The sequence below is a fragment of the Spiroplasma endosymbiont of Agriotes lineatus genome, assembly GCF_964019485.1.
Classification (GTDB): domain Bacteria; phylum Bacillota_I; class Bacilli_A; order Mycoplasmatales; family Nriv7; genus Nriv7.
Window position 1 is genome coordinate 1185623 of sequence record NZ_OZ026448.1, and the last position, 25575, is coordinate 1211197.

General features: G+C 29.7%; 23 protein-coding genes, 3 rRNA genes and 5 pseudogenes. 13 read left to right on the forward strand and 18 right to left on the reverse strand.

The annotated features are described in order from the left end of the window. Positions 1–6 precede the first annotated feature (6 nt). The 9 genes and pseudogenes from atpG to AACK93_RS07635 form a co-directional block, all read right to left on the reverse strand. On the reverse strand, positions 7–843 hold the full coding sequence (gene atpG / locus AACK93_RS07595) for an ATP synthase F1 subunit gamma (RefSeq protein ID WP_339024427.1): 837 nt from the start codon (positions 841–843) through the stop codon (positions 7–9). A gap of 5 nt (positions 844–848) precedes the next feature. Further along, positions 849–2459, reverse strand: a complete 1611-nt coding sequence (gene atpA / locus AACK93_RS07600; protein ID WP_339024428.1) for a F0F1 ATP synthase subunit alpha — start codon at positions 2457–2459, stop codon at positions 849–851. 14 nt (positions 2460–2473) lie between these two features. After that, positions 2474–2998, reverse strand: coding sequence for a F0F1 ATP synthase subunit delta (locus AACK93_RS07605; RefSeq protein ID WP_339024430.1), 525 nt, complete (start codon positions 2996–2998; stop codon positions 2474–2476). A gap of 11 nt (positions 2999–3009) precedes the next feature. Next, a complete protein-coding gene (gene atpF / locus AACK93_RS07610; protein WP_339024431.1) occupies positions 3010–3546 on the reverse strand; it encodes a F0F1 ATP synthase subunit B in 537 nt (178 codons plus the stop codon). An 18-nt stretch (positions 3547–3564) separates the two neighbouring features. Then, positions 3565–3855 (reverse strand): ATP synthase F0 subunit C, encoded by a 291-nt coding sequence (gene atpE, locus AACK93_RS07615; RefSeq protein ID WP_339024433.1) that lies wholly within the window; start codon positions 3853–3855, stop codon positions 3565–3567. A 56-nt stretch (positions 3856–3911) separates the two neighbouring features. Continuing rightward, positions 3912–4646 carry a F0F1 ATP synthase subunit A gene (locus AACK93_RS07620; RefSeq protein ID WP_339024435.1) on the reverse strand — a complete coding sequence of 245 codons (735 nt, stop codon included), beginning with the start codon at positions 4644–4646 and terminating at the stop codon, positions 3912–3914. Position 4647: 1 nt separating this feature from the next. After that, the gene (locus AACK93_RS07625) at positions 4648–5061 is read right to left on the reverse strand and encodes an MG406 family protein (RefSeq protein ID WP_339024436.1); all 414 of its coding nucleotides are present in this window, start codon (positions 5059–5061) and stop codon (positions 4648–4650) included. 9 nt (positions 5062–5070) lie between these two features. Next, positions 5071–5697, reverse strand: a complete 627-nt coding sequence (gene upp / locus AACK93_RS07630) for a uracil phosphoribosyltransferase (protein ID WP_339024437.1) — start codon at positions 5695–5697, stop codon at positions 5071–5073. Between the two features lie 509 nt (positions 5698–6206). After that, positions 6207–7435: pseudogene (locus tag AACK93_RS07635) on the reverse strand (IS256 family transposase). A gap of 69 nt (positions 7436–7504) precedes the next feature. Between AACK93_RS07635 and AACK93_RS08230 the strand changes: the two are divergent. The 9 genes and pseudogenes from AACK93_RS08230 to AACK93_RS07670 form a co-directional block, all read left to right on the forward strand. Then, a pseudogene (locus AACK93_RS08230) lies at positions 7505–7810 on the forward strand (transposase); the annotation flags it as partial. Between the two features lie 225 nt (positions 7811–8035). Further along, complete coding sequence (gene rpmH, locus AACK93_RS07640; RefSeq protein WP_215826699.1) at positions 8036–8170, forward strand: 50S ribosomal protein L34; 135 nt, start codon at positions 8036–8038, stop codon at positions 8168–8170. 17 nt (positions 8171–8187) lie between these two features. Further along, entirely contained in the window at positions 8188–8517 is a 330-nt protein-coding gene (gene rnpA / locus AACK93_RS07645; RefSeq protein WP_339024439.1) for a ribonuclease P protein component, read from the forward strand. Positions 8518–8658: 141 nt separating this feature from the next. Next, a complete protein-coding gene (yidC, locus tag AACK93_RS07650) occupies positions 8659–9588 on the forward strand; it encodes a membrane protein insertase YidC (RefSeq protein WP_339024441.1) in 930 nt (309 codons plus the stop codon). A 392-nt stretch (positions 9589–9980) separates the two neighbouring features. Continuing rightward, positions 9981–10978 (forward strand): annotated as a pseudogene (locus AACK93_RS07655) (IS3 family transposase); the annotation flags it as partial. 212 nt (positions 10979–11190) lie between these two features. Next, positions 11191–11466, forward strand: coding sequence for a hypothetical protein (locus AACK93_RS07660; protein ID WP_339024442.1), 276 nt, complete (start codon positions 11191–11193; stop codon positions 11464–11466). Positions 11467–11480: 14 nt separating this feature from the next. Next, entirely contained in the window at positions 11481–11684 is a 204-nt protein-coding gene (locus AACK93_RS08235) for a R3H domain-containing nucleic acid-binding protein (RefSeq protein WP_422398198.1), read from the forward strand. 37 nt (positions 11685–11721) lie between these two features. Further along, positions 11722–13086 carry a tRNA uridine-5-carboxymethylaminomethyl(34) synthesis GTPase MnmE gene (gene mnmE, locus AACK93_RS07665; RefSeq protein WP_339024443.1) on the forward strand — a complete coding sequence of 455 codons (1365 nt, stop codon included), beginning with the start codon at positions 11722–11724 and terminating at the stop codon, positions 13084–13086. Positions 13087–13098: 12 nt separating this feature from the next. Then, positions 13099–13866, forward strand: a complete 768-nt coding sequence (locus tag AACK93_RS07670; RefSeq protein WP_339024444.1) for a TatD family hydrolase — start codon at positions 13099–13101, stop codon at positions 13864–13866. Positions 13867–14506: 640 nt separating this feature from the next. Here AACK93_RS07670 and AACK93_RS07675 read toward each other — a convergent pair. Continuing rightward, positions 14507–15085 (reverse strand): hypothetical protein, encoded by a 579-nt coding sequence (locus tag AACK93_RS07675; RefSeq protein ID WP_339024445.1) that lies wholly within the window; start codon positions 15083–15085, stop codon positions 14507–14509. On the opposite strand from AACK93_RS07675, the pseudogene AACK93_RS07680 reads away from it, so the two are divergent. After that, positions 15061–15252: pseudogene (locus AACK93_RS07680) on the forward strand (IS3 family transposase); the annotation flags it as partial. The gene AACK93_RS07675 and the pseudogene AACK93_RS07680 sit on opposite strands and share 25 nt — an antisense overlap. Here the strand turns inward: AACK93_RS07680 and AACK93_RS07685 are convergent. From AACK93_RS07685 to AACK93_RS07715, 7 genes are all read right to left on the reverse strand, one after another. Continuing rightward, positions 15214–15498, reverse strand: a complete 285-nt coding sequence (locus tag AACK93_RS07685; protein ID WP_339024446.1) for a hypothetical protein — start codon at positions 15496–15498, stop codon at positions 15214–15216. The pseudogene AACK93_RS07680 and the gene AACK93_RS07685 sit on opposite strands and share 39 nt — an antisense overlap. Positions 15499–15501: 3 nt before the next feature. Continuing rightward, entirely contained in the window at positions 15502–15663 is a 162-nt protein-coding gene (locus AACK93_RS07690; RefSeq protein ID WP_339024447.1) for a hypothetical protein, read from the reverse strand. Further along, positions 15663–15851, reverse strand: coding sequence for a hypothetical protein (locus AACK93_RS07695; RefSeq protein ID WP_339024448.1), 189 nt, complete (start codon positions 15849–15851; stop codon positions 15663–15665). The genes AACK93_RS07690 and AACK93_RS07695 overlap by 1 nt, the downstream gene beginning before the upstream one ends. A 37-nt stretch (positions 15852–15888) precedes the next feature. Continuing rightward, entirely contained in the window at positions 15889–16215 is a 327-nt protein-coding gene (locus AACK93_RS07700) for a hypothetical protein (RefSeq protein WP_338967894.1), read from the reverse strand. 642 nt (positions 16216–16857) lie between these two features. Beyond that, positions 16858–16964, reverse strand: a 5S ribosomal RNA gene (rrf, locus tag AACK93_RS07705). A gap of 73 nt (positions 16965–17037) precedes the next feature. Next, a 23S ribosomal RNA gene (locus AACK93_RS07710) occupies positions 17038–19961 on the reverse strand. Between the two features lie 217 nt (positions 19962–20178). Next, positions 20179–21723: ribosomal RNA gene (locus AACK93_RS07715) — 16S ribosomal RNA — on the reverse strand. Together the 16S, 23S and 5S rRNA genes form the textbook arrangement of a ribosomal RNA operon. An 866-nt stretch (positions 21724–22589) precedes the next feature. On the opposite strand from AACK93_RS07715, the gene AACK93_RS07720 reads away from it, so the two are divergent. From AACK93_RS07720 to AACK93_RS07725, 3 genes and pseudogenes are all read left to right on the forward strand, one after another. Next, positions 22590–22844, forward strand: a complete 255-nt coding sequence (locus AACK93_RS07720; protein WP_339024449.1) for a helix-turn-helix domain-containing protein — start codon at positions 22590–22592, stop codon at positions 22842–22844. A gap of 978 nt (positions 22845–23822) precedes the next feature. Next, a complete protein-coding gene (locus AACK93_RS08240; protein WP_422398199.1) occupies positions 23823–24044 on the forward strand; it encodes a transposase family protein in 222 nt (73 codons plus the stop codon). Between the two features lie 76 nt (positions 24045–24120). Further along, positions 24121–25236: pseudogene (locus tag AACK93_RS07725) on the forward strand (IS3 family transposase). 54 nt (positions 25237–25290) lie between these two features. Here the strand turns inward: AACK93_RS07725 and rpmA are convergent. Further along, positions 25291–25572: a 50S ribosomal protein L27 gene (gene rpmA / locus AACK93_RS07730; RefSeq protein WP_422398200.1), complete on the reverse strand. Its 282-nt coding sequence runs from the start codon at positions 25570–25572 to the stop codon at positions 25291–25293. Positions 25573–25575 lie beyond the last annotated feature (3 nt).

Below are 25575 nucleotides of genomic sequence, written 5' to 3' on the forward strand. Positions count from 1 at the left end.
CCTTTCCTAATTTGTACTATCAGCCGCAGCAATAATTTCCGCAATCTCTTGCGTTATTTTAGCTTGACGAGAACGATTATATTGCAATGTTAAATTATCTTTCAATTCATTAGCATTATTAGTAGCATTTTCCATCGCTAACCTTCTTGATGCTTGTTCCGATACTTGCGATTCACTAATGGCACTATAAATAATAGTATTTAAATATAATAAAATTGTTGTTTCTAATACCGTTTGAGCATCCGGTTCAAACTCAAACAATGAATTTTGCTGAGTATTAATTTTAGCAATCGGTAACAATTGCAATGTCGTTGGTTGAAACAAAATATTATTAATAAATTTTGTATAAACTAATTTAATTCGTTCAATTTCTTTATTATTAAGCAGACTTAAAACTTGAAAACCAATTTCTTGTGCTTGATGATATTCAAAATTTAAATCTAAATTAGAATAACTACTAATGACATTATAACCACGATTTTGATAATAACTAATCCCTTTAGCACCAATTACAATTAATAAATCACTTTTTTTAATTTCTGAGATTACTAATTTATGAATATTATAGTTATAATCAGCACAAAGACTAATATTAGAATTAATAATAATTCATACTGTTCGGAAATGTGAACCATCATCTTTTTGTAAATACATGGAATCATTAGTATTGCTAATAATATGATGAAAAACATCATACATTTCTTCACTATATGGTCTAATCTCTTGAATTCTTTTGCTAGCTTTTTTCAATTTTGCTGTTGCTGCTAATTGCAAAGCACGAGAAATTTTACCAATCGTATTAATTGTTTGAATACGATTTTTAATCTGAAAATCTTGTTGCATAACTATTAATGAAGATCTTTTTTAACTTTAATTTTACCTTGAATCAATAACAATTCTCATTGTTCTTTTGTCCCATAACTAATAATTTCATATTTATCAATTTTACTAACTAGATGATAAACTACTTTAATAATTTCTGTATCAACTTTACTTTTTAACTCTTTAGAAAAGGCTTTAACTTTTTTTAATTCTTTATATACCTTATGAGCTTCTTTATTATTTTTAAAATAATTAATAATATTTTCTTTAAACAATAAAATTTTATCTAAAGGAATTCATTGAATTCTTCGTAAATTAATTGCTAATAACAAAATTGCTTGATTAGTTTGTGATAATGGACTATATTGCGTTTGTTTTAAAATATCAATCGCTCGTTGTCCGTGTTCTAAAACTCTTTTTGTCATTTCATCTAAATCAGAACCGAATTGGGTAAAAGCTTGCAATTCATTATATTGTGCTAATTCTAATTTTAATGTTCCTGCAACCTGTTTAATTGCCTTAATTTGAGCAGCACTACCAACTCGCGAAACTGAGAGTCCAAGATTAACGGCCGGACGAATCCCCGAATTAAATAATTGACTAGTTAAAAAAATTTGACCATCAGTAATAGAAATAACATTGGTGGGAATATATGCTGAAATATCACCGGCTTGCGTTTCAATAATTGGTAATGCTGTAATTGAACCATTACCATTATCCTTATTTAATCTTGCCGCTCGTTCTAATAATCGTGAATGCAAGTAAAAAACATCGCCGGGATATGCTTCTCTTCCTGGTGGTCTTCGTAATAACAAGGCCATTGTGCGATATGCAACCGCATGCTTACTTAAATCATCATAAACAATTAAAACATCTTTACCTTGTTCCATTCACTCCTCGGCAATAGTAACGCCCGTATACGGTGCTAAATATTGTAATGGTGCCAATTCACTGGCACCAGCAGCAACAATCGTAGTATAATTCATTGCCTCTGTTTGTTTTAATCGTTCCACAACTTGCGCAACAGTAGAAGATTTTTGACCAATGGCAACATAAACACAATAAACATCTCTACCTTGTTGATTCAAAATCGTATCAATCGCAATTGCGGTTTTACCAGTTTGGCGATCACCAATAATTAATTCTCGTTGTCCTTTACCAATAGGAATCATTGCATCAATTACTAAAATACCTGTTTGCAATGATTCATCAACTGATTGTCGCGTCATAACTCCTGGAGCAATTCTTTCAACAGGTCGTTTCTTTTTACTTTTAATCGCTCCTTTACCATCAATTGGTTGTCCTAAGGCATTAACAACTCTTCCCAATAACTCATCACCAACAATAGTTTCAACAACTTGTTTTGTTCGTTTAACAGCATCGCCTTCCTTAATATAAGTATCATCGCCCATTAAAACAACGCCGACAACATCTTCTTCTAAGTTTAAAACCATCCCATAAACATCATTATCAAAAAGTAATAACTCACCTAGCATTGCCTTATCTAATCCATGAAGCACAGCAATTCCGTCACCGACACTAATAACACTACCTTCTTCACTTAATTCAATTTTTTTACCATAATGTTTAATTTGATTTTTAATTGCATCAGCAATTTCATTTACTTTAAATGACATCTATATCACCCGCCTTACTTATTTTCAATATTTCGTTTCATTGCTAATAATCGCCCTTTTATTGAACCATCAAAAACTTGATCTTGAACTTTTACTTTTATGCCGGCAATTAGACTAAGATCAATTTTATTAACTAATTCCACTTTTTGTTGTAAAATTTTCGCAATTTTTTTCTCAATTTTATCAATAGCTTCTTGTTGCAATTTTATTGTTGAAAAAACAATTCCATAAAAAACATTCGCTCTTTCATTGCACAGATTACGAAATACTTTAAGAATTAATCTTACTTGCCGAAAATTATTACGATCAATTAATAATTTAAAAAAATTAACAAAAATATCATTAGCTTTATCTTTAAAAATTTTATCAATAATTTTTTTTTGTTTTTGTTTTTCTAAATTGTGTGTTGACAAAATATCAATAATTCGTGGATACTCAAAAAACAATTTAATTAAATGAATTGATTGCCTTAACATAATATCAAGTTGTTTTTCTTCTTTCCCTAGCTTTAGTAGTGCTAATGCTCAATTTTGAATCATTAAAATAACTCCTAATCTAATTGTTTAATAAAATCATCAATCAAAACTTCATTTTGTTCACGATCAATCTCTTTTTCCAAAATATTTTGTGCCATGTTAAAAGCAACATCAATAATTTCTTGACGAATGTTTTCTTCCGCTTTAATCCGCTCTTTTAAAATATCTCTTTGCGACTGTTCGTCAATTAACCCCGCCTCAATGCTCGCTTGATTAATAATTTCTTGTCTTTGCGTTAAAGCTTCCGCTTTAGCATCATCAATAATTTGTTGTGATTGCATTTTAGAATCCTTTAATAACGAATTAGCTTCTATTTCATACTTTATTGCTTGTGTTTGTTTCCTAATCGCATCATCAATTAAATCTTTAATAATACTTCTTCGTTTTTGCATTAATTGTTTAAAAGGTTTATAAAGAAAAAAACCTAAAACAACTAATAAAACAACAGTTGCCAAAATATGAGTAATGAACACTCACACATTAGGAAATAATTGATTAATAATATTTTCTTGTTTAATTTTATAAAAAATTGCTAAATAACTTAAAAACATCTAATCTTATTCCTTTCCTTACGTAACAAATATTAAAATTAAAGCAATAACAAGACTATAAATAGCACCAGTTTCTGCAATGGCACAACCAATAATTAACATTGTTCTAATCTTACCATTAGCTTCTGGATTTCTTCCTACCGCCTCAGCAGCTTTACCAGCAGCATAACCTTGACCAATCCCGGCACCAAAACAACCTAAAACAGCAATTCCTGCTCCAATAAATTTGCCTCATGAAGCTGAAGCATTACCACTAGCCAAAATTGCTCCAACAGTATTAATACTATTTATTATTTCCACACTCATCATCTATTTACCCTCCTTTTAGACATTATATTAAATATTTTGTGAATTAAATGAAACAATTATCCATCAGCTTCACGAGTATTAATAGCACCTTCTTTACTAACCGGTTTTTCATCACCAATTTCTAATTTTCAATAAACTAATGTTAAAATTGAAAAAATAACCGCTTGAATAATACCAAAAAAAATATCAAAATAAAAATGAAAAAACGGTGCTAAAAATCCTGCTAAAAAATTCACTTGACCAATAACTGGAATTTGTCTAAAAATTAAATCACTAAATTGATATAACAACGCCATAATAATGCTGCCACCTAAAATATTTCCAAAAAGTCGAAATGAAATGGAAACTAATGGCACAAATTGCGTTAATAATTCTAATGGATTTAAATATCGTTTAAAAAAAGCTAATCTTTGAAATTTAATTCCAAAAATATAAATCCCCACAAATGTTATTAATCCCATCGCAAATGTTGTTGTATACGATGTCATCTGCGATTCAAACCCAACAATTGATAACAAATTACCAACAATAATGTATGATAACAAATATAAAAAATATGATGTTAATCATTTAAAACTCGATCCTAAAATACTAATAACTAAATTTTCAACACCTTTAACACAAAGTTCCATAATTAACACTAATCCTCGCGGCTCATCTTTAGGATCAAGTTTTTTTACTTTAAAAAAATATATTAAAGTGATAATACTAATAATTAAAGTTGTTAAAACAATCGTTGTTACTTGCGGAACAAGTTTTCACTGATCTCACAATTCAAAACTTGCACACATCTTAAGATTCATTTTTCAAATTCCTCTTTTCTATCAAAGCATTATACATATTAACAATTAAAGTTGCAATAAAAGCAAGTATTAAACCAAAAATACTACTAAAAATATTAAAATATTCATTAAATAGCACAATAATCAGAACAGGAATTAAATATAATAATACTCGCAATAAAAAAAGTAACCCTATTACTAATTTATTAATTGATTGACCTATTTGGATAACATACGAAGTTAAAAAAATTAGCAAAAAATAATTCAATAAACTAAAAACACTTGTTGTAACAAAACCAGTAATCAAATTTCAAGACAAATAATTAATTAAAATAAAAACTGTTGTTACTAATAGTCCGATAAAAATTAACAACCCAAAAACAATCATTATTTGTTTTTCATATTTCCAATTAATATTTTTCATTATAACTATCTACTGTGTATCAAAATAACGATCTCCCGCATCACCAAGACCCGGAACAATATAACCGTTTTCATTAAGCTTTTCATCAACTGCAGCTGTATAAATGTTAATATCAGGATGCGCTTTTTCCAGTTTTTCAATTCCCTCTGGAGCAGCTAATAAACAAATAAACTTAATATTATATGATACTTTTCACTGTTTAACAATATCAATTGCAGCTATTGCCGTGCCGCCGGTTGCTAACATTGGATCTAAAATTAATGTATAACTATTTTTCACATTATTAGGTTTTTTTTCTAAATACTTCTTAGGTTGCAAAGATTTTTCATCACGATAAATACCAATATGACCAATTTTAGCATTAGGAACCAACCCCAACATTCCATCAACCATTCCTAAACCAGCTCTTAAAACTGGAACAAAAATAATATCTTGAGCAATTTTTTTACCAGTAGCAGCAACTATTGGCGTTTCAATTGAAATTTCTTGTAACTTTAAATCCCGAAAAACTTCATAAGCCATTAACCTAGTAATTTCATTAACATTTTCTTTAAAAATCTTACTATTTATATCTTTTTTTCGTAATCTTGTTAACTTATCATCAATTAAAGGATGTTTAATAATAAATAGCGCCATATTGTTTCACTCCTATTAAGAATTATACTACTTTCTTATATTTTTAGTAATAAAAAATAACAATGATTTCAAGAAAATTACTTGCTAACAGAAATTATTAACATCATAGGTCTTCGCAATTCATCTTGCATTAAAGGAACTGTTTTTAATAATTCATTATCAGGCCGTGATTCAATAACATTTATTATTTTAAAACCACATTCAATCAAAGTATTAATATAAGTAGTAAAGTGTCCAATGATATTTCAAAACTTCCTGATAAATGCTATTGTTGTTTTTAACAACATTATAATTTTCTTGGTACGTTTTTTTATCAAAAGTAAAAAAATAACTTCTTAATAATAATTCCGAATTACCAGCAACATTGATTAAATATTTTTTGGGATAAAAGGTAATTAACGAGCGATAAAAGAAGGGTCGCGTTTAGTTTTCTTAGGTATTTTTTAAAAAAGAAAAAATAATCATTTACTATAAATTGGGATTGTACAATTAACTGTGTCTCTAAGTAATTAACTTAAATTCACTCTGTCCTCAAATTTTATCATTAAATGTGAAATAGCGCTGCCCCCGATTTTGAATTGGCATTGTTCATTTTTTAGTCATATTTTGAAATGCTAAATAGCATATTTTAAAAACTGATAAATCATTAGGAAAGATCTTTTTATTTTTAACGACTTTTCTTAATTGACTATTAACAGACTCTATTGCATTAGTTATATAAATAATTCTTCTAAATTCTTGAGGATATTCAAGAAAAATTATTAAATTATCTTAGTTATTTTTTCATGATTTAGTAATTTGTGGATACTTTTTATTTCATTTTTCTGAAAAATGATCTAAAGCAACTAACGCTATTTCTTCATTAATTGCTGTATAAATTGATTTTAAATCATTAGCTACAAGTTTACGATCTTTGTCAGGAACAAATTTTAAACTATTACGAATTTGATGAACAATACATAATTGATGTTGTGTTTTTGGAAAAACAGCTTCTATTTCATCAGACATCCCAGTTAAATTATCACTACAAGCAACAAGAATATCTTGTAAGCCACAATTTTTCATTTCCGTAACGTAAGAAGGATTATTAAGTCAAAATTTGGCTCCCTCATTCTCGCTAATTCACATTCCTAAAATATCTTTTAAGCCAATTTATATTAATTCCTAAGGCAAGATAAACTTTTTTATTTATTATTCGTTTATCTTGTTTTACTTTAACAACAATACAATCAAAATAAACAATCAGATAAATCTTCTCTAAATGTTTAGTTTGTCACATTTTAACTTCTTCAATAATATCATCAGTTATTTGACTAATTAAACTTTCTGAAATTTCTGCTCCGTGATAGAATTCTTGCAATTGTGCTTTGATATCAGAAATTGTCATTCCTTTTGCATATAAGGAAATTACTTTTTGATCAAAATTATCAAATTTTCTTTGTCTTTTTGGAATAATTATTGGTTCAAAAGTACTATTTCGATCTCTTGGTACATCAATTACGATTGAACCATTTTTAGTAATAATGGTTTTTTGTGTGTTGCCATTTCTTTTATTATGATTCTCATCAGTTTCGAGATGATCTTTAATTTCTGCATTTAACATTCGTTCATTTAATTTTTTGGTAAATTCCTGAAAAATATTATTACTTTTAAATAAATCTTGTGGATTATCAATATTTTCTAAAAAATAATCAACAACTTTATCAATTGCATCAGGTTTTTTTACTTTTTTTGTTATTTTCTGTTCTTTTTCTTTTAAGTATAATTCAGAATGAATTATCGAGACACAGAATTTTGGGCAGGCCCAAAAAAATACCCCCAAATTGCTAAATCATGAAAAAATAACTGAGATAATTTAATAATTTTTCTTGAATATCCTCAAGAATTTAGAAGAATTATTTATACAACTAATACAATAGAGTAGTCTGTTAATAGTCAATTAAGAAAAGTCGTTAAAAATAAAAAGATTTTTCCTAATAATTTATCAGTTTTTAAAATATGCTATTTAGCATTTCAAAATATGACTAAAAAATGAACAATGCCAATTCAAAATTGGGATAATGCAATTTCACACTTAATGATAAAATTTGAAGACAGAGCAGAGTGAATTTAAGTTAATTACTTAGAGACAAAGTTAATTGTACAATCCCAATTTATAGTAAATGATTATTTTTTCTTTTTTAAAAAATACCTAAGAAAACTAAACGCGACCCGACCATTTTTTAATTTGACTTAATAAGTATATGTCTGTAAAATTAATTGGGAATATAATTACTTTTTTAAAGCTTTTTTATTTTAGTTTAAAAACAGTAACTTATTTTTGAAGAGGAGAATGACAATGAAAAGAACCTACCAACCATCAAAAGAAAAGACAAAAAAAGTTCATGGTTTTCGTTCAAGAATGGCAACAGTTGCAGGAAGAAAAGTTTTACAAAATCGACGAAGAAAACAACGCGCTAAGTTAACAGTATAAAAGGATTTAAATAGACTTTGCAAAAGAAATTTCGTTTAAAAAAGAATTATGATTTTCAAAGAATTATTAATGAAAAGCAAAAAATTCATAATAATTCGTTTGTTATTTATTATGCAAATAATTCATTAGATCATTGTCGTTTTGGAATATCAGTTAGTAAAAAAAATGCTAATGCTGTTAATCGTAATCGGATTCGTCGCCAAGTTCGTTCAATGTTACAAAAGGTTTGATGTTTAAAAAATAATAATAAGGATATTATTATTTTAGTAAGATCGCCTTATTTAAAACAAGAATATAGTAAAAATCAAAATCTTTTAGATATTTTATTAAAAAAGATTATTAAATAATGGAGAAAAATTATGGACTATAAAAAATATTTATTTACACCTGATAAGCAACGAACTTCATATTGAAAACAAGTTTGAAAATTTGGTAAAATTTTCATTTATACTTTTTTTATTGTTACCTTTTTATGAGGCTGTGGACAGATGTTTGACTCTAATGTGTCAACGAGTGGAAAAACTAATGGTGCAGGTTCAATATTTGGTACTTATTTTGAATTACTTTTCCCTGGCGATGGTAGTAAGACACATTTTATAAATGGTGAGGAAGAATTACCTTTTAATGGTATTTCTAGTTGAGGTGAAGCTTGAACAGTTACTAAATCACCATTTTTTGGTTTATTTGTTTACCCAATTGCAACATTATTATGATTATTATTAAAAGGTTTTAGTGGTGGAATTGCTGCTGAGTCAACGGCGGCCGCAGCAATTGGGGCAATGTTTGTTACCGCTTTAATAATTAAATTAATTACTTTAGCTTTTTCTTGAAAATCACAAAAAAATCAAGAAAAAATGCAAGCGATTCAATTAAAACAAGGCGAGATTCAAGCAAAATATAAAGGTTCGTCTGATCCACAAGCAAGACAAAAAATGCAATTAGAATTAATGGGATTATATAAAAAAGAAGGTGTTAAGCCGTTAGCATCATTTGCAAGTTTATTTTTATCAATGCCATTCTTATATGCTATGTTTATGGTTGTTCGTTCCATGAGAATTTTGAAAGAGCAAGAGTTTGGAGCAATTTCTTTTACAATAACGCCTTGAGAAGGATTAAAAGCAGGAGATTGAGCATATTTAGCAATTGTTTTTGTTTATTTACCAATTCAAATTATTTCAATGCTATTACCAATGTATTTAAATCGTGCTAAGAAAAAAGCTTTTACTAAAGAATCGAAAGTAGCGCAAAAGAAACAATTAATTACACAGTTAATTATGATGGGGGTGTTTATGTTATTGGTTTTTACAATTGGTTCAGGGGTTGCAATATATTGAATTTTTTCTGGTGCATTGCAAATTGGACAAACAGTTTTATTTCATTATATAAATAAGAATGCTAAATATAAAAAGAAAAAATAAAGTTAGAGTTGAATTAAATGGAACAAAAAGTATTTAAGAAACGTGAAGATTTAAAAACTTTTATTGATTAACAAAATAAACCCCATTTTTATATTAGATTTGGTATATAACCTTTAATTTTATCTACTATTTTGATAATATTATTTCCTAGGCGAAGAATAAATGTTAGATAAATACAAAGACGAAAATGAATTTTATAGTCTAATAGTCATAAAATATAAAACTTTTATGAAAGTGGTAGATAAAATTAAAGGTTATGGATGGGTTAAAATAAGTTGGACCATAGACCATATTTATGCGGACTTTCAAAATAAGATAAAATTATTAAGAAAGCAGGAATATAAAAATTGGGCAAAAATTCATATAAAGATGAATTTAAAAAACAAATTGTCATGCTTTATCAAAACGAGAAAAGCATTATTGAAATTATTAATGAATACGGGGTTTCAAAATCAGCCGTGTATCAGTGAATTGAAAATTTTAATAATTCTGGATCATTTAAAATGAAAGATAATCGTACTATCGAAGAAAATTAATTAATTTACTTACGAAAAGAAAACCAACAATTACGAATGGAAAATGACATTTTAAAGCAAACAGCACTGATAATTGGCAAAAAATAGGAATTATTAACAATAATAAAGAAAAATATTCCGTGCTAAAAATGTGTCAAATATTAAAAATAGAAAAATCAACATATTATTATCAAACTAATAATTGTGTTAAGTATTATGTTAATAATTATGAACAAGAAGTTATCGGTGCATTTAATAAAAGTCGCAAAATTTATGGGGCTCATAAAATTAAAGCTGTTTTAATAAGAAAAGATATCATCTTATCGCAGCGAAAAATCAGATGCATTATGATCAAAAATAATTTGGTTTCTAAATAAACCAAATTAAAATATCGTAATCACAAAACAACAACTAATAATGCCCAAATTAGTAATGTTTTAAATCATGAATTTAATGACAAAAAACTTAATGAAGTTGTTGTTAGTGATTTAACATATGTGCAAGTTGGAGGAAAATGACATTATATTTGCTTATTAATTAACTTGTTTAATCGCGAAATAATTGGATATAGTGCTGAGTGCTGGGGCAGGGCAAACAAAACCGCTGAACTAGTTCAACAAGCTTTTCATAAAATAACACGACTATTAAAGCAAATAACTTTATTTCATACCGATTGTGGTAATGAGTTCAAAAATAAAATCATTGATGAAATTTTAATAATCTTTAATATTAAAAGATCATTAAGCAATAAAGGTTGTTCTTGTGATAATGCTGTGGCTGAAAAAACTTACAAAACCTTTAAAACGGAATTTATTAAGGATAAAAAATTTGAAAATTTAACACAATTAAAATGCGAACTATTTGATTTTGTTAATTAATATAACAATATTTGAATTCACGGCAGCTTAAATTATTTAACACCCGTTGAATTTAGAAAATAGCAGTGGCAGTCAGTAGTCAGTCTACATAAAAAGTGTCCTAAAAAGGATTGCCATACCATTATGTACCAAGTCTATTATTTTATTTATTAAAGAAGAAATTAAAACATTTTTAAAAAAACAAGTGATTTCTCCCCTTAATATATAATATGAATGATGTTAAAACCTATTTAGTTAATGTTTTACAAAGACTTTTAACAGAGTTAGACTTTAATGATATTGATATTAAAATTTCACAAATTAACTATGAAACGATTAAAGTTATTATTAATTGTGATAATAATGCGTTATTAATTGGTAAAAATGGTTATGTATTAAGTTTCTTACAAAATTTATCTAAAATTGTTATTTATCAAGTAAGTTTCATCGTTGTTATATTGTTAAAGTTGATTTTAATGATTATTTTCAAAGACACAAGAAAGTAAGTAATTTAATTAATTTAGCAAAAAGCACTGCTAAAAAAGTATTTCTTACTAAGAATGATATTACATTATTACAAATGCCTAATAATCAGCAAAGAATTATTCATAATGAATTAAAAAAATTTGATAAGGTTATTATTGAATCTCAGTGTTCAGGTAATAAAAGGCATATTGTTATTAAAATATCTTGAAAGCGGTGAAATCTAGTCATTAATGTCTAGGTTTTTATTTTTAAAAAAAAGAAAAGAGGTGATATTTATGATTAATGATACGATTATTGCTTTAGCAAGTGCCCCACTTAAACAAGCCATTGCTATTATTAGAATTAGTGGTCCAGAAACATTTTCACTTGTTAATAAAGTATTTAGTAGAAGTATTTTAAATTCTTCAAAAGAAAAATATTTCGGGAGAATTATTAACCCAAACACAAAGGCAATTATTGATGAAGTAGTTTTAGTTTGCTATTATAATACTAATTCATTTACTGGTGAAGATACTATTGAAATTAATTGTCATGGTAGTATGTTAATCGTTAATAAGATCATTCATTTACTATTAACAATTATGAAAGATGACAATATTCGGTTAGCAACTTCGGGAGAATTTACAAGAAGAGCATTTTTAAATGGAAAAATTGATTTATTACAAGCGCAAGCGGTTAATGATTTAGTTAATGCTTCTAATGATGCAGCATTAGCATTAGCAATGAACAGTTTAAATGGTAATAATAGCAAATTATTAAAAGAAATTGAAACAAGATTATTAGAATTAATAGCTAATATTACTGTTAATATTGATTATCCTGAGTATGATGGCGTTGAAAACTTAACCCAAAAATTAGTTTTAACTCGTACAAATAAACTTTATAATGATTTGTTAACCATTACTAAACAAAGTAAAATTGCTCAGGTCATTAATGATGGTATTGATACCGTAATTATTGGCAAACCTAATGTAGGAAAATCAACCTTATTGAATGCTTTATTAAAAGAAAATCGAGCGATTACTTCAACAATTGCAGGAACGACCAGAGATATTGTTACTGGAAAAATAAATATTGATAATATTTCTTTAAACTTAATTGATACCGCAGGAATTAGAAATACCAATGATATTATTGAACAATTAGGAATTCAAAAATCAAAACAGTATTTAGAAAAAGCTCAGTTAATTTTATTAGTGCTTGATGGTAGCAATGTTTTAGATGATAATGATATGATATTATTAGAATTAGTTGAAGATAAAAATTGTATTATTGTCATTAATAAAGTTGATTTACAACAAAAACTATCTCTTTCTCTTTTGACATTAAGTTCAGTCCCAATAAGTGCTTTAAACAATGATTTTAACCCTTTAATAGATAAAATTAAATATATGTTTTTACAAGAAAAAATTGATTATCATGATAATTTAATTTTGACATCAACGCATCACCAAATGTTATTAGATAAAATTACAATGACAATTGATGAAGCAATTCAAGCTTTAAGCAATAATATTCCGTTAGATTTAGTAATCCTTCATTTTCAAGAAGCATGAGATTATTTACAAGAAATTAATGGTAAAATAATTAAAGATACTCTCTTAGATGAAATGTTTAGTCGTTTTTGTCTAGGTAAATAAGGAGTTTAATTAGTGAATGGTTTATTTGATACGCATTGTCATTTAGTATCAGATTCATATAAAGATGAAGACATAAATAATATTTTAGAAGAAGCAAAATTAATTGGTGTTAATTTAATTTGTAATGTTGGTTATGATTTAAAAACTAGTAAATTAGCAGTTGACCAAGCATTTTCTTCACCAGATGTATTTGCGGCTGTTGGAATTCATCCTAATGATGTTAGTAATCATCAAGAACATGATCTTTATGAATTAGAAGAACTAATTAAAACAGGGGGGGTTTGTGCTATTGGTGAAATTGGATTAGATTACTATCGCAATCAAGATAGTAGTAATTTACAAAAAGAATGATTTATTAAACAAATTAAATTAGCTAAAAAATATCAATTACCAATTTTAGTTCATGTTCGTGATGCTTTTGATGATGCTTATGAAATTTTAAAACAATATGATGTTGTTGGGATTATGCATTGTTTTTCAGAAAATACAAAAACTGCTAATAAATTTATTGAATTAGGATATTATATTTCTTTTTCAGGAATTCTTACTTTTGAAAATGCTAAAGATTTGCAACAAGTTGCTAAAGATATTCCCTTAAATAAAATTGTTTTAGAAACTGATGCTCCGTATTTAACACCTGTTCCTTATCGAGGAACAAAAAATTATCCGAAAAATATTATTTTTACTGCCAAAAAATTAGCAAGTTTAAAAAAACTATCCTTAAATGATGTTATTACCACAACAACAAATAATGCGAAACGAATTTTAGGAATTAAATAAAAAATGCTCTTAAATTTTATAAGAGCATTTTTTATTTGTAATTTTATTTTTTTATAAAAATATTAGTAAGAATTTTGAATTTGTTCAAAAATATCAGTTTCAAACTTTTTAGTACCATTAATAACTGCTAATAAAGGAGGACGCATAAAGTTTTGTTAAGTATGAGCTAGGTAAAGATTTAAATAGTTTTGAAAGAAAAACAATTACAATTTAATTATCATTTTATTTAAAAAATAAGTAACAAAACAAAATATTTAATATTAACAAACAAAATCTCAATAAAAGGTTATAAAAACTAAACAAAATACTTATAAAAAAACATTAAAATAAGTTTTTACAACAAAAATCATACATAAGAAATATATACTTAATTTGCATATTGAAATAATTTATAGTAAATAGTTATTTTTTCTTTTTTTAAAAAATACCCAAGAAGATTAAACGCGACCAAAGTCTTTCTTTTACTTTGTATGCTTTTTTATTACTTCAATTAATAGTAGTGAATTCAAGAGCATTATCAGTGCGAAGGAGTTTAATGGGGTTATACCAAATTCACTAAAATCTTTTATTGCTCTTTGCAAAACGTTAATCGCATTATTGGTTCCTAAACTATCATAAACATAGCCAAATACTATACATGTTATTTCGTCAATGAAATCATAAATGTAATATTTTTTATCAACTGGAAAATTTGATGTGGTAATAATTTTAGCATCCATTTGTAAAAGACCAATATCGCGGATACTTCATAACGCTTAAAATGACGTTTTGTTTGTTTGATTTGTTGTTTTAATTCTTTTCAACGAGAGTCAGATTTAATTCAGCGATAAAAAGTTTTAATATTTTTCGGAATTTCTAAATTTTTAACATCGTAAAAACCCATTTTTAAATTGTTAAATAAAGACCGCATTCCGCCAGCTTGAATATTTTTATAATCAAAATATAAATCACATATTTTTTCGCGAGAATTTAAATCATATTGATGACTAATTTTGTTAGGTTTTTTATATTTGAAAATTAAACTATTAAAATCATCATTTTGATAAGCATAAGCAGTAAGAATTTTACTAGCTCATTGATAAAATGTATTTCATGCACCATGAAAATGCTTTTTTACTAATTTATTTAAAGTTATTGGTTCTAAATAAAATTGATTACATAAATTTAAATAACTAGTAACTCGTTTTTTAGTTTTATGATAATGCTGTGGCCGAAACAACTTACAAAACCTTTAAAACGGAATTTATTAAGGATAAAAAATTTACAAACTTAACACAATTAAAATGCAAACTATTTGATTTTGTTAATTGATACAACAATATTCGAATTCACGGTAGTTTAAATTATTTAACACCCGTTGAATTTAGAAAATGGCAGTTTACATAAAAATTGTCCTAAAAAGGGTTGCTGTTCCAATATGGTTTTTCAAAGTAGCATTAAAATAAATCACACCATAATAGCTGTTAAAAATCAAAAAGCAATGTTTGCTATTAAAAGTCAAAGTGGTGCTTCGGTTAATTTAATTTCTTTACCACCAGTAATGTGAGCCGGAATAGTTGTAATTTGAATAAATAAATCTCAGAAAGTTTGTTTAATTTGTTCTCAATTAAATTCTTTTAAATTTGCTGTCATTTTTTATCTCCCAAAAATCATTTTTATCGGTAAATACATAATTGAAATTAATGCGAAAAGAAAAGTAATAATAATAATTAATCCGGCAATAAACGCAACCTGTGCAGGCATTTTTTCTATTGGAATAAACAGTTTTAAGAACTCCATAATAATTTCTCAAAACATTATTTTTTACTCGCGTTATTTTCTTTTGAATTAGGAGCTTTAACTCATTCCTCAAAGCGAGCAATAAACACTTTTTCATCTTTTGTGAAATTACCAGTATTATTTTTAATGGCATTTTTATATTTAATTCGCATTTTTATTTTGGCATAAATTTTATAAACAAAATATGCCAATAGAGCATTATGCAAATGATAATAAATATTATTCCAATCGCAATATTCATTTTTAAACTCCTTTAAAATAATTATAATTTATATCTTTTTTGTTGTTTTCTTTTTCGGCAATGAAAAAACCTAATAATTCTTGTCCCTTAATTAATTTGGTTTCTTTTTCTTTTTGATTAATCGAAATTACTTGATATTTACTATCTTTTATTATTCCAATGCAAATTGAATTTTCGTATTTTCCTTTATAAACAAATCGCTTTGGAAACCAAATACCGATTTGTTCATTAAATCACGGAATTTTTGGTGCTTTAATAAGCATTGCGTTTTGTGTTTCTTTTAAAAGATATTTCTTAGTATTTAAGAAAATGTTTTCAATGTTTTTCATAATAAATTACCTTTCTTATGAATAAACTAAGTTATATTAACTAAGTTTTAGTTAACTTAGTTTTTTAAACACTTATATATCGCAGATTTAAGTGTTTAACAAGCTTTGTTAGTAAATTTTGTTTTTTTAATTAGATAAAGATTTTAATAATTTTAAACTTAGTATCTCCCTATATAGAAATTTCTACACTTTAATGTCCGCATCCTGCCCTTGGAACTAATTTAATAGCGTGTATATTTTTAGGAAATTCACCCATTCATTTTTTTATTGCAAAATAAAACAAATTGCTATAGCTAATAGGATGTTATCTATTAACTGGTAAACTTCTTTTGGTTATGGCAACTACCCACAACTTATCGTGCTTTAATACATACCAACATTATTAACTCGCTTGTATTTAATTTTCAGAGAACAAATTTTTAACACCTTATAAAATAAAAAGACAATCATTGCCGACTGTCTTAATACTTATTCAAATCTTTTCCCGCCTAACAAAACTTTATGCGCCCCTTTCCGGCTCATTAATCTCAACACTTTATTAACATTTTTTTTATTAAAAATAAAATACAATTATTATTAACTATTATTATTAACTATTGAATAATATTTTTAATAAAAAAAAGTGAATTAATAAATTAAAAAATCTGGCACCGTCTTATTTTTCCCGTGAAGGTATCGTCAGCGCTGGCGTGCTTAACTTCTGTGTTCGGAATGGGGACAGGTGTGGCCACGCCGCTATAGGCACCAGATAGAGAGATTGCTCTCTCAAAACTAGACATAAACATTATTTTAGACTTTCAACAATAGAAATTACTTTTAAAATAAAGTAAGCCCTCGACCTATTAGTATTGGTCAGCTAAATATGTCACCATACTTACACACCCAACCTATCAACCTCATAATCTTTAAGGGGTCTTATTCCGTTTCTGGATGGGAAGTCTCATCTTGAAGTTTGCTTCGTGCTTAGATGCTTTCAGCACTTATCAATTCCCTACATAGCTACCCAGCTGTGCCATTGGCATGACAACTGGAGCACCAGAGGTAGGTCCATTCCGGTCCTCTCGTACTAAGAACAGATCTCCTCAAACTTCCTGCGCCCACAACAGATAGGGACCAAACTGTCTCACGACGTTCTAAACCCAGCTCACGTACCACTTTATTGGGCGAACAGCCCGACCCTTGGAACCAACTTCAGCTCCAGGATGTGATGAGCCGACATCGAGGTGCCAAACCTCCCCGTCGATGTGAACTCTTGGGGGAGATAAGCCTGTTATCCCCGAGGTAACTTTTATCCGTTGAGCGACGGCCTTTCCACTCAGGACCGCCGGATCACTAAACCCAACTTTCGTTCCTGTTCGACTTGTAAGTCTCACAGTCAAGCACCCTTCTACTTTTGCGCTCTGCGTATGATTTCCATACATACTGAAGGTACCTTTGGGCGCCTCCGTTACTCTTTAGGAGGCGACCGCCCCAGTCAAACTACCCACCTGACACTGTTCCTATTCAGGATAACTGAATAAGGTTAGATTTTCAAAATAATAAGGGTGGTATCCCAAGGTTAACTCCATAGATACTAGCGTATCTACTTCAATGTCTCCCACCTATCCTGTACATATCAGGTCAAAAATCAATATCAAGTTATAGTAAAGCTCTACGGGGTCTTTCCGTCTAGTTGCGGGTAACCTGCATCTTCACAGGTACTAAAATTTCACCGAGTCTATAGCCGAGACAGCGCCGGGATCGTTACGCCTTTCGTGCGGGTCAGAACTTACCTGACAAGGAATTTCGCTACCTTAGGACCGTTATAGTTACGGCCGCCGTTCACTGGGGCTTCAATTCTGAGCTTTATAATAAAATTATTAACCCATCCTCTTAACCTTCCAGCACTGGGCAGGCATCACCCCCTATACATCGTCTTACGACTTAGCAGAGAGCTGTGTTTTTGCTAAACAGTCGCCCCGGCCTCTTCACTGCGGCTCACATAATTACTTATGTGAGCATCCCTTCTTGCTAACTTACGGGATGATTTTGCAGAGTTCCTTAGCTATAGTTATCTCGCTTGCCTTAGGATTTTCTCCTTGACCACGTGTGTTCGTTCTCGGTACGGGCACCATGATAGTTAATAGTAGAAGTTTTTCTTGGAAGCGTGGCGTCAGACTCTTCGCTACTTGCCGAAGCTTTCACTCCCCATAACGATTCAAGGTTATGCCATAAAATTTACTAAATGACCCTCTTTGCGCTTAGCCCGGAATCCATTAACCGGGATATCTTAGCCTTCTCCGTCACTCCGTTCCATACCATGGTGGTACAGGAATGTCAACCTGTTGTCCATCGACTACGCCTTTCGGCCTCGCCTTAGGCCCCGACTAACCCTGGGTGGACGAACCTTGCCCAGGAAACCTTAGTCAAACGGCATGAAAGATTCTCACTTTCAATCGTTACTCATGCCGGCATTCTCACTTCTAAACAGTCCAATAGTCCTTGCGATCTACCTTCATTCCGTTTAGAACGCTCCCCTACCACTTTAAAATAATTTAAAATCCATAGTTTCGGTACAATGCTTAGCCCCGGTACATCTTCGGCGCAGAATAACTCGACTTGTGAGCTGTTACGCACTCTTTAAAGGATGGCTGCTTCTAAGCCAACCTACAAGCTGTTTAAGTCATTCCACATCCTTTTTTACACTTAGCATTGATTTCGGGACCTTAACTGATGATCTGGGCTGTTTCCCTCTCGTCCATGGACCTTATCACCCACAGACTGACTGCCAAACATACAACAACGGCATTCAGAGTTTGATTGTATTCAGTACCCCGAGGTGGGGCCATCATATATTCAGTGCTTTACCTCCGTTGCGCTAATTTTGACGCTAGTCCTAAAACTATTTCGGGGAGAACCAGCTATCTCCAGGCTCGATTGGAATTTCACCACTAGCCATAAGTCATCCACGGTCTTTTCACGAACGTTGGTTCGGTCCTCCATTAAGTATTACCTTAACTTCAACCTGCTCATGGCTAGATCGCCTGGTTTCGGGTCTACGACTACATACTAAACGCCCTATTAAGGCTCGCTTTCACTACGGCTCCATGTTTTCCACTTAACCTTGCATATAATCGTAACTCGCCGGCTCATTCTACAAAAGGCACGCCGTCACTCATTAACGAGCTCCGACTTCTTGTAAGCATATAGTTTCAGATACTATTTCACTCCCCTCTCGGGGTACTTTTCACCTTTCCCTCACGGTACTGATTCACTATCGGTGATTAGGTAGTATTTAGGATTGCGCAGTGGTCTGCGCGTCTTCCGACAAGATTTCTCGTGTCTCGCCGTACTCTGGATCCCATCAAGAGACTTTTCAATTTCGTATACGAGGCTTTCACTCTCTATGACACCGCATCCCAGCGATTTCTACTATCAAAAAATTTTCTAAAACTCTATATAGATGGTCCAAACCCCACTCCGAAGAGTGGTTTGTCCTGTTCCCTGTTCGCTCGCCGCTACTAAGGGAATCGCATTCGCTTTCTTTTCCTCTAGGTACTAAGATGTTTCATTTCCCTAGGTATCCCATCAATATGACTATGTATTCATCACATGACACTATTCGATTAAAAATAGTAGGTTGCCCCATTCAGAAATCCCTGGCTCAAAGCTTACTTCCGGCTCCCCAAGGCTTATCGCAGGTAAGTCACGTCTTTCATCGGCTCCTAATCCCAAGGCATCCACTATATGCTCTTATTAACTTACTAATTTTTCTTTGTCAAAAGAAAAACCTATTGCAATTATAAAAATAAATGTTTATATCCAGTTTTCAAAGAACAATGCTCATAGAAATTACAGTTTAATTTCTCATATTGCGTTTGAGAGATAAATAATCATAATCTCTCAAAACTAAACAGAACATCCTCAACCAAAGTTATTTTTTAAAAATCTAATGTAATTAGTTTATAAATATAAACTCCATAGAAAGGAGGTGATCCATCCGCACCTTCCGGTACGGATACCTTGTTACGACTTCACCCCAATCGCCAATCCTACCTTGGGTCGCTCTCCCAGTAGTAAACTGTTAAGATACGAACTTCTGGCATTACCAACTCTCGTGGTGTGACGGGCGGTGTGTACAAGACCCGAGAACGTATTCACCGCGGCATGATGATCCGCGATTACTAGCGATTTCAACTTCATGAAGTCGAGTTGCAGACTTCAATCCGAACTGAGATCGGCTTTTTGAGATTAGCTTGCCCTTGCGAGTTTGCAACTCTTTGTACCGACCATTGTATCACGTGTGTAGCCCCAGACATAAGGGGCATGATGATTTGACGTCATCCCCGCCTTCCTCTAGCTTGCGCCAGCAGTCTCATTAGAGTCCTCAACTAAATGTTAGCAACTAATGATAAGGGTTGCGCTCGTTGCGGGACTTAACCCAACATCTCACGACACGAGCTGACGACAACCATGCACCACCTGTCTCAGTGTTAACCTCCACTATATTTCTATAGCATTGCACTGGATGTCAAGTCTGGGTAAGGTTCTTCGCGTTGCTTCGAATTAAACCACATGATCCACCGCTTGTGCGGGTCCCCGTCAATTCCTTTGAGTTTCACTCTTGCGAGCATACTACTCAGGCGGAGTACTTAATGCGTTAGCTGCAGCACCGACATTAAAGCCGATACTTAGTACTCACCGTTTACGGCAGGAACTACTAGGGTATCTAATCCTATTTGATACTCCTGCTTTCGTGCCTCAGCGTCAGTTACGGGCCAGTTAGTCGCCTTCGCCACTGGTGTTCCTCCATATATCTACGCATTTCACCGCTACACATGGAATTCCACTAACCTCTCCTGTACTCTAGTTATAAAGTTTCCAAGGCGAATCAAAGTTGAGCTTCGATCTTTAACCTTAGACTTATATTACCGCCTACGCACCCTTTACGCCCAATAAATCCGGATAACGCTTGCCACCTATGTATTACCGCGGCTGCTGGCACATAGTTTGCCGTGGCTTTCTGGTAAGGTACCGTCAAATAAGAATCATTTCCTATTCTTACTATTCTTTCCTTACAACAGACCTTTACAACCCGAAGGCCTTCATCAGTCACGCGGCATTGCTCCATCAGGCTTTCGCCCATTGTGAAAAATTCCCTACTGCTGCCTCCCGTAGGAGTCTGGGCCGTGTCTCAGTCCCAGTGTGGCCGTTCACCCTCTCAGGTCGGCTATGCATCATCGTCTTGGTAAGCCATTACCTTACCAACTAACTAATGCAGCGCATCCTTATCTTTTTGTGGCGCAAACGCACCTTTAATTATCATTAGATGCCTAACGATAACCTATGCGGTATTAGCTGCCGTTTCCAGCGGTTATTCCCCTCAAAAAGGCAAATTAGATACGTGTTACTCACCCGTTCGCCACTAGAGTAGGGTGTGTGTGTAAAAAACCCCCACTCTCGTTTGACTTGCATGTATTAGGCATGCCGCCAGCGTTAATCCTGAGCCAGGATCAAACTCTCATTAAAAAGTAAAAATAAAAAAACATTTTATATTAATGTTTTCAATTTTTATTGTTTGTTTCATAACTCATCAGATTGACAGATTGTTCTGTTTAGTTTTCAAAGATCATTTTGTAATAGCAAGAGGTTTAATGACTTAATTACTAGTACATTTAGAATAATACTGAATTTGGAAATAAATGTCAACATAAATTTAAATTTTTTTAAAAATAATTTTAATTATCTTTTAAACCAATATTTAATCAATTAAACTCAATATATATCCTCGGGGTGTTTTAAAATCATGAGTATGTATTATCACAAATTTTAATTATTTAACGATATAAATTAAATATTTTTAAAAAATAATTTTAATTTTTTAGAAAAATCTTGATGAAATAAAAAAAATTATCAACATGATAATTTTAAAAGGAATTTTATATAAACTTATGACATTTTTCTTTAATTTTTATACATTGGATAGGTTACGGACACATAAAGTTTTGTTAGGTAGGTAAAGATTTAAATAATTTTGAAAAAAACAATCACAATTTAATTATCATTTTATTTAAAAAATAAGTAATAAAACAAAATATTTAACATTAACAAACAAAATCTCAATAAAAGGTTATAAAAACCAAAGAAAACGCTTATAAAAACAACATTAAAATAAGTTTTTACAACAAAAATCATACATAAGAAATATATACTTAATTTGCATATTGAAATAATTTATAGTAAATGATTATTTTTTCTTTTTTTAAAAATACCTAAGAAAACTAAACGCAACCTAGGTACAATAAGTTGGGCCATATATTTATGTGGACTTTCAAAATAAGATAAAATTATTAAGAAAGTAGGAATATAAAAAATGGACAAAAATTCATATACAGATGAATTTAAAAAAACAAATTGTCATGCTTTATCAAAACGAAAAAAGCATTATTGAAATTATTAATGAATATGGTATTTCAAAATCTGCTATTTATAATTGAATAAAATCATTCGATAATTCTGGTTCTTTTAAAGCAAAAGATAATCAAAGTAATGAAGAAAATGAATTAATTTACTTACGAAAAGAATTAAAACAATTACGAATGGAAAACGATATTTTAAAGCAAGCGGCACTGATAACTTCTTGTTCATAATTATTAACTTGCTTGTTAGTGCATTTATTAGTTTGATAATAATAAGTTGATTTTGATTATATATATAAACCGGGCCTGTCCAAAATTCTGTGTCTCGATAATTCAGAATGAATTATCGAGACACAGAATTTTGGACAGGCCCACTAAGCAACTTTTTCATTTTTATTCTCCTTTCTATTTTGACAAAATAAAAACCAGTAATTTTTAATTAATTACTTACTGGTTTGGATATTTTTCTTATTTTTACAAGAAACTAAGTTATTTGTTTTAGTTGTTAAAAATTATTATAAATTGGACGAAAATTAAAAATTGGTTGAGGATCGCTTTCACCTGTTCTTGATATTGTTACTTTTCATTAAAAATTATTTAAATCTTTACCTACCTCTACCTAACAAAACTTTATGCGTCCATAGTTATGTACCAAGTCTAATGTAAAAACCTTAGAAAACAAGTATTGATTCAGATTATTCGCAACTCATAAAAATATGTACACTAACAAATGCGAAAAATTAGCTAATAGACTTGGTAAATAACCTTTAATTTTATCTACTATTTTGATAATATTATTTCCTAGATGAAGGATAAATGTTAGATAAATACAAAGAAGAAAATGAATTTTATAGTCTAATAGGCATAAAATATAAAACCTTCATGAAAATGGTAGAAATTTTAAAAGAAGTTGAAGCTAAACAAAAAAATTGGTGGTAGACCAAATAAATTATCAATAGAGCAAAGATTACTTATGACTTTAGAATACTAAAAAGAATATAGTACATATCGTGTTATTGCAAAAAAATATAATATTAGTCATGTTAGTTGTATTCGTAATATCTTTTGAGTTGAAAATACTTTAATAAAAAATAGTCACTTTCATTATACCTGGCAAAAAGATATTGTTGGAAAATAAGGGTACTAATAATAATTTATTAGCAATTGATACTACAGAAATTTCAGTTGAAAGAATTAAAAAAACTAAAATTGTTATTTTCTGGCAAGAAAAGGCAACATTCATTAAAATCGCAAATAATTATTGATTTATTTAGCAATAAAATTATTTCAGTAGATTTTTATTATTGCAGTATTCATGATTATAAGTTATCTTTAAAATCAAATACACTTATAAATTCAAAAATAGAATTAGTTGCCGATTCAGGATATCAAGGTTTACAAAATGTTCATAAAAATACATTATTTGGATAGGCTACAATAAGTTGGACCATATTTATGCGGACTTTTAAAATAAGATAAAATTATATAAGAAAGTAGGAATATAAAAATGGGCAAAGGTTCATATACAGATGAATTTAAAAAACAAATTGTCATGCTTTATCAAAACGGGAAAAGCATTATTGAAATTATTAATGAATATGGTATTTCAAAATCTGTTATTTATAATTGAATAAAATCATTCGATAATTCTGGTTCTTTTAAAGCAAAAGATAATCAAAGTAATGAAGAAAATGAATTAATTTACTTACGAAAAGAATTAAAACAATTACGAATGGAAAACGATATTTTAAAGCAAGCGGCACTGATAATGGCCAAAAAATAACAATAATTAATAACAACAAAAACAAATATTCATTGAGGAAAATATGTAAGATTTTGGATTTATCAAAATCAACGCATTTTTATCAAACTAATAAATGCACTAACAAGCAAGTTAATAATTATGAACAAAAAAGTTATCAGCGCGTTTAATAAAAAGTCACAAAATTTATGGGGCTCGTAAAATTAAAGCCGTTTTAATAAGAAAAGACATCATCTTATCGCGGCAAAAAATCAGATGCATTATGATCAAAAATAATTTGGTTTCTAAATACACCAAATTAAAATATCGTAATCACAAAACAACAGCTAATAATGCCCAAATCAGTAATGTTTTAAACCGTGAATTTAACAATAAAAACCAAATAAAGCTGTTGTTAGTGATTTAACACATGTGCAAGTTGGAGGAAAATGACATTATATTTGCTTATTAATTGACTTGTTTAATCGCGAAGTAATTGGATTGAATATAATGCTGGGCCAAACAAAACCGCTGAACTAGTTCAACAAACTTTTCATAAGAATAACACGACCATTAAAGCAAATTATTTTATTTCATGCCGATCGCGGTAATGAATTCAAAAATAAAATCATTGATGAAATTTTAATAACCTTTAATATTAAAAGATCATTAAACAATAAAGGTTGTCCTTATGATAATGCTGTAGCCAAAACAACTTACAAAACCTTTAAAACAGAATTTATTAAGGGTAAAAAATTTGAAAATTTAAAACAATTAAAATGCGAACTATTTGATTTTGTTAATTGATACAACAATATTCAAATTCACGGCAACTTAAATTATTTAACACCCGTTGAATTTAGAAAATGCCAGTCTACATAAAAAGTGTCCTAAAAAGGGTTGCCATACCAATATTTAATTTAACAAAGAAAAAGACTATTTTTTATAAACTGAAACTTTCGCCCTCTTTTTACCATAGTGTTCATATTTAACAACACCCTTAATTAAAGAAAACAAAGTATCATCTCCACCGCGGCCAACACTATTTCCGGGATGAATCTTAGTTCCCCGTTGACGATAAATAATTGCTCCCGTCTTAGCTAATTGTCCATCACTTAACTTAGCACCTAATCGTTTAGAATGTGATTCACGACCATTACGACTAGAACCAACACCCTTTTTAGAGGCAAAGAACTGAATATCTAACTTAAATCTCATCAT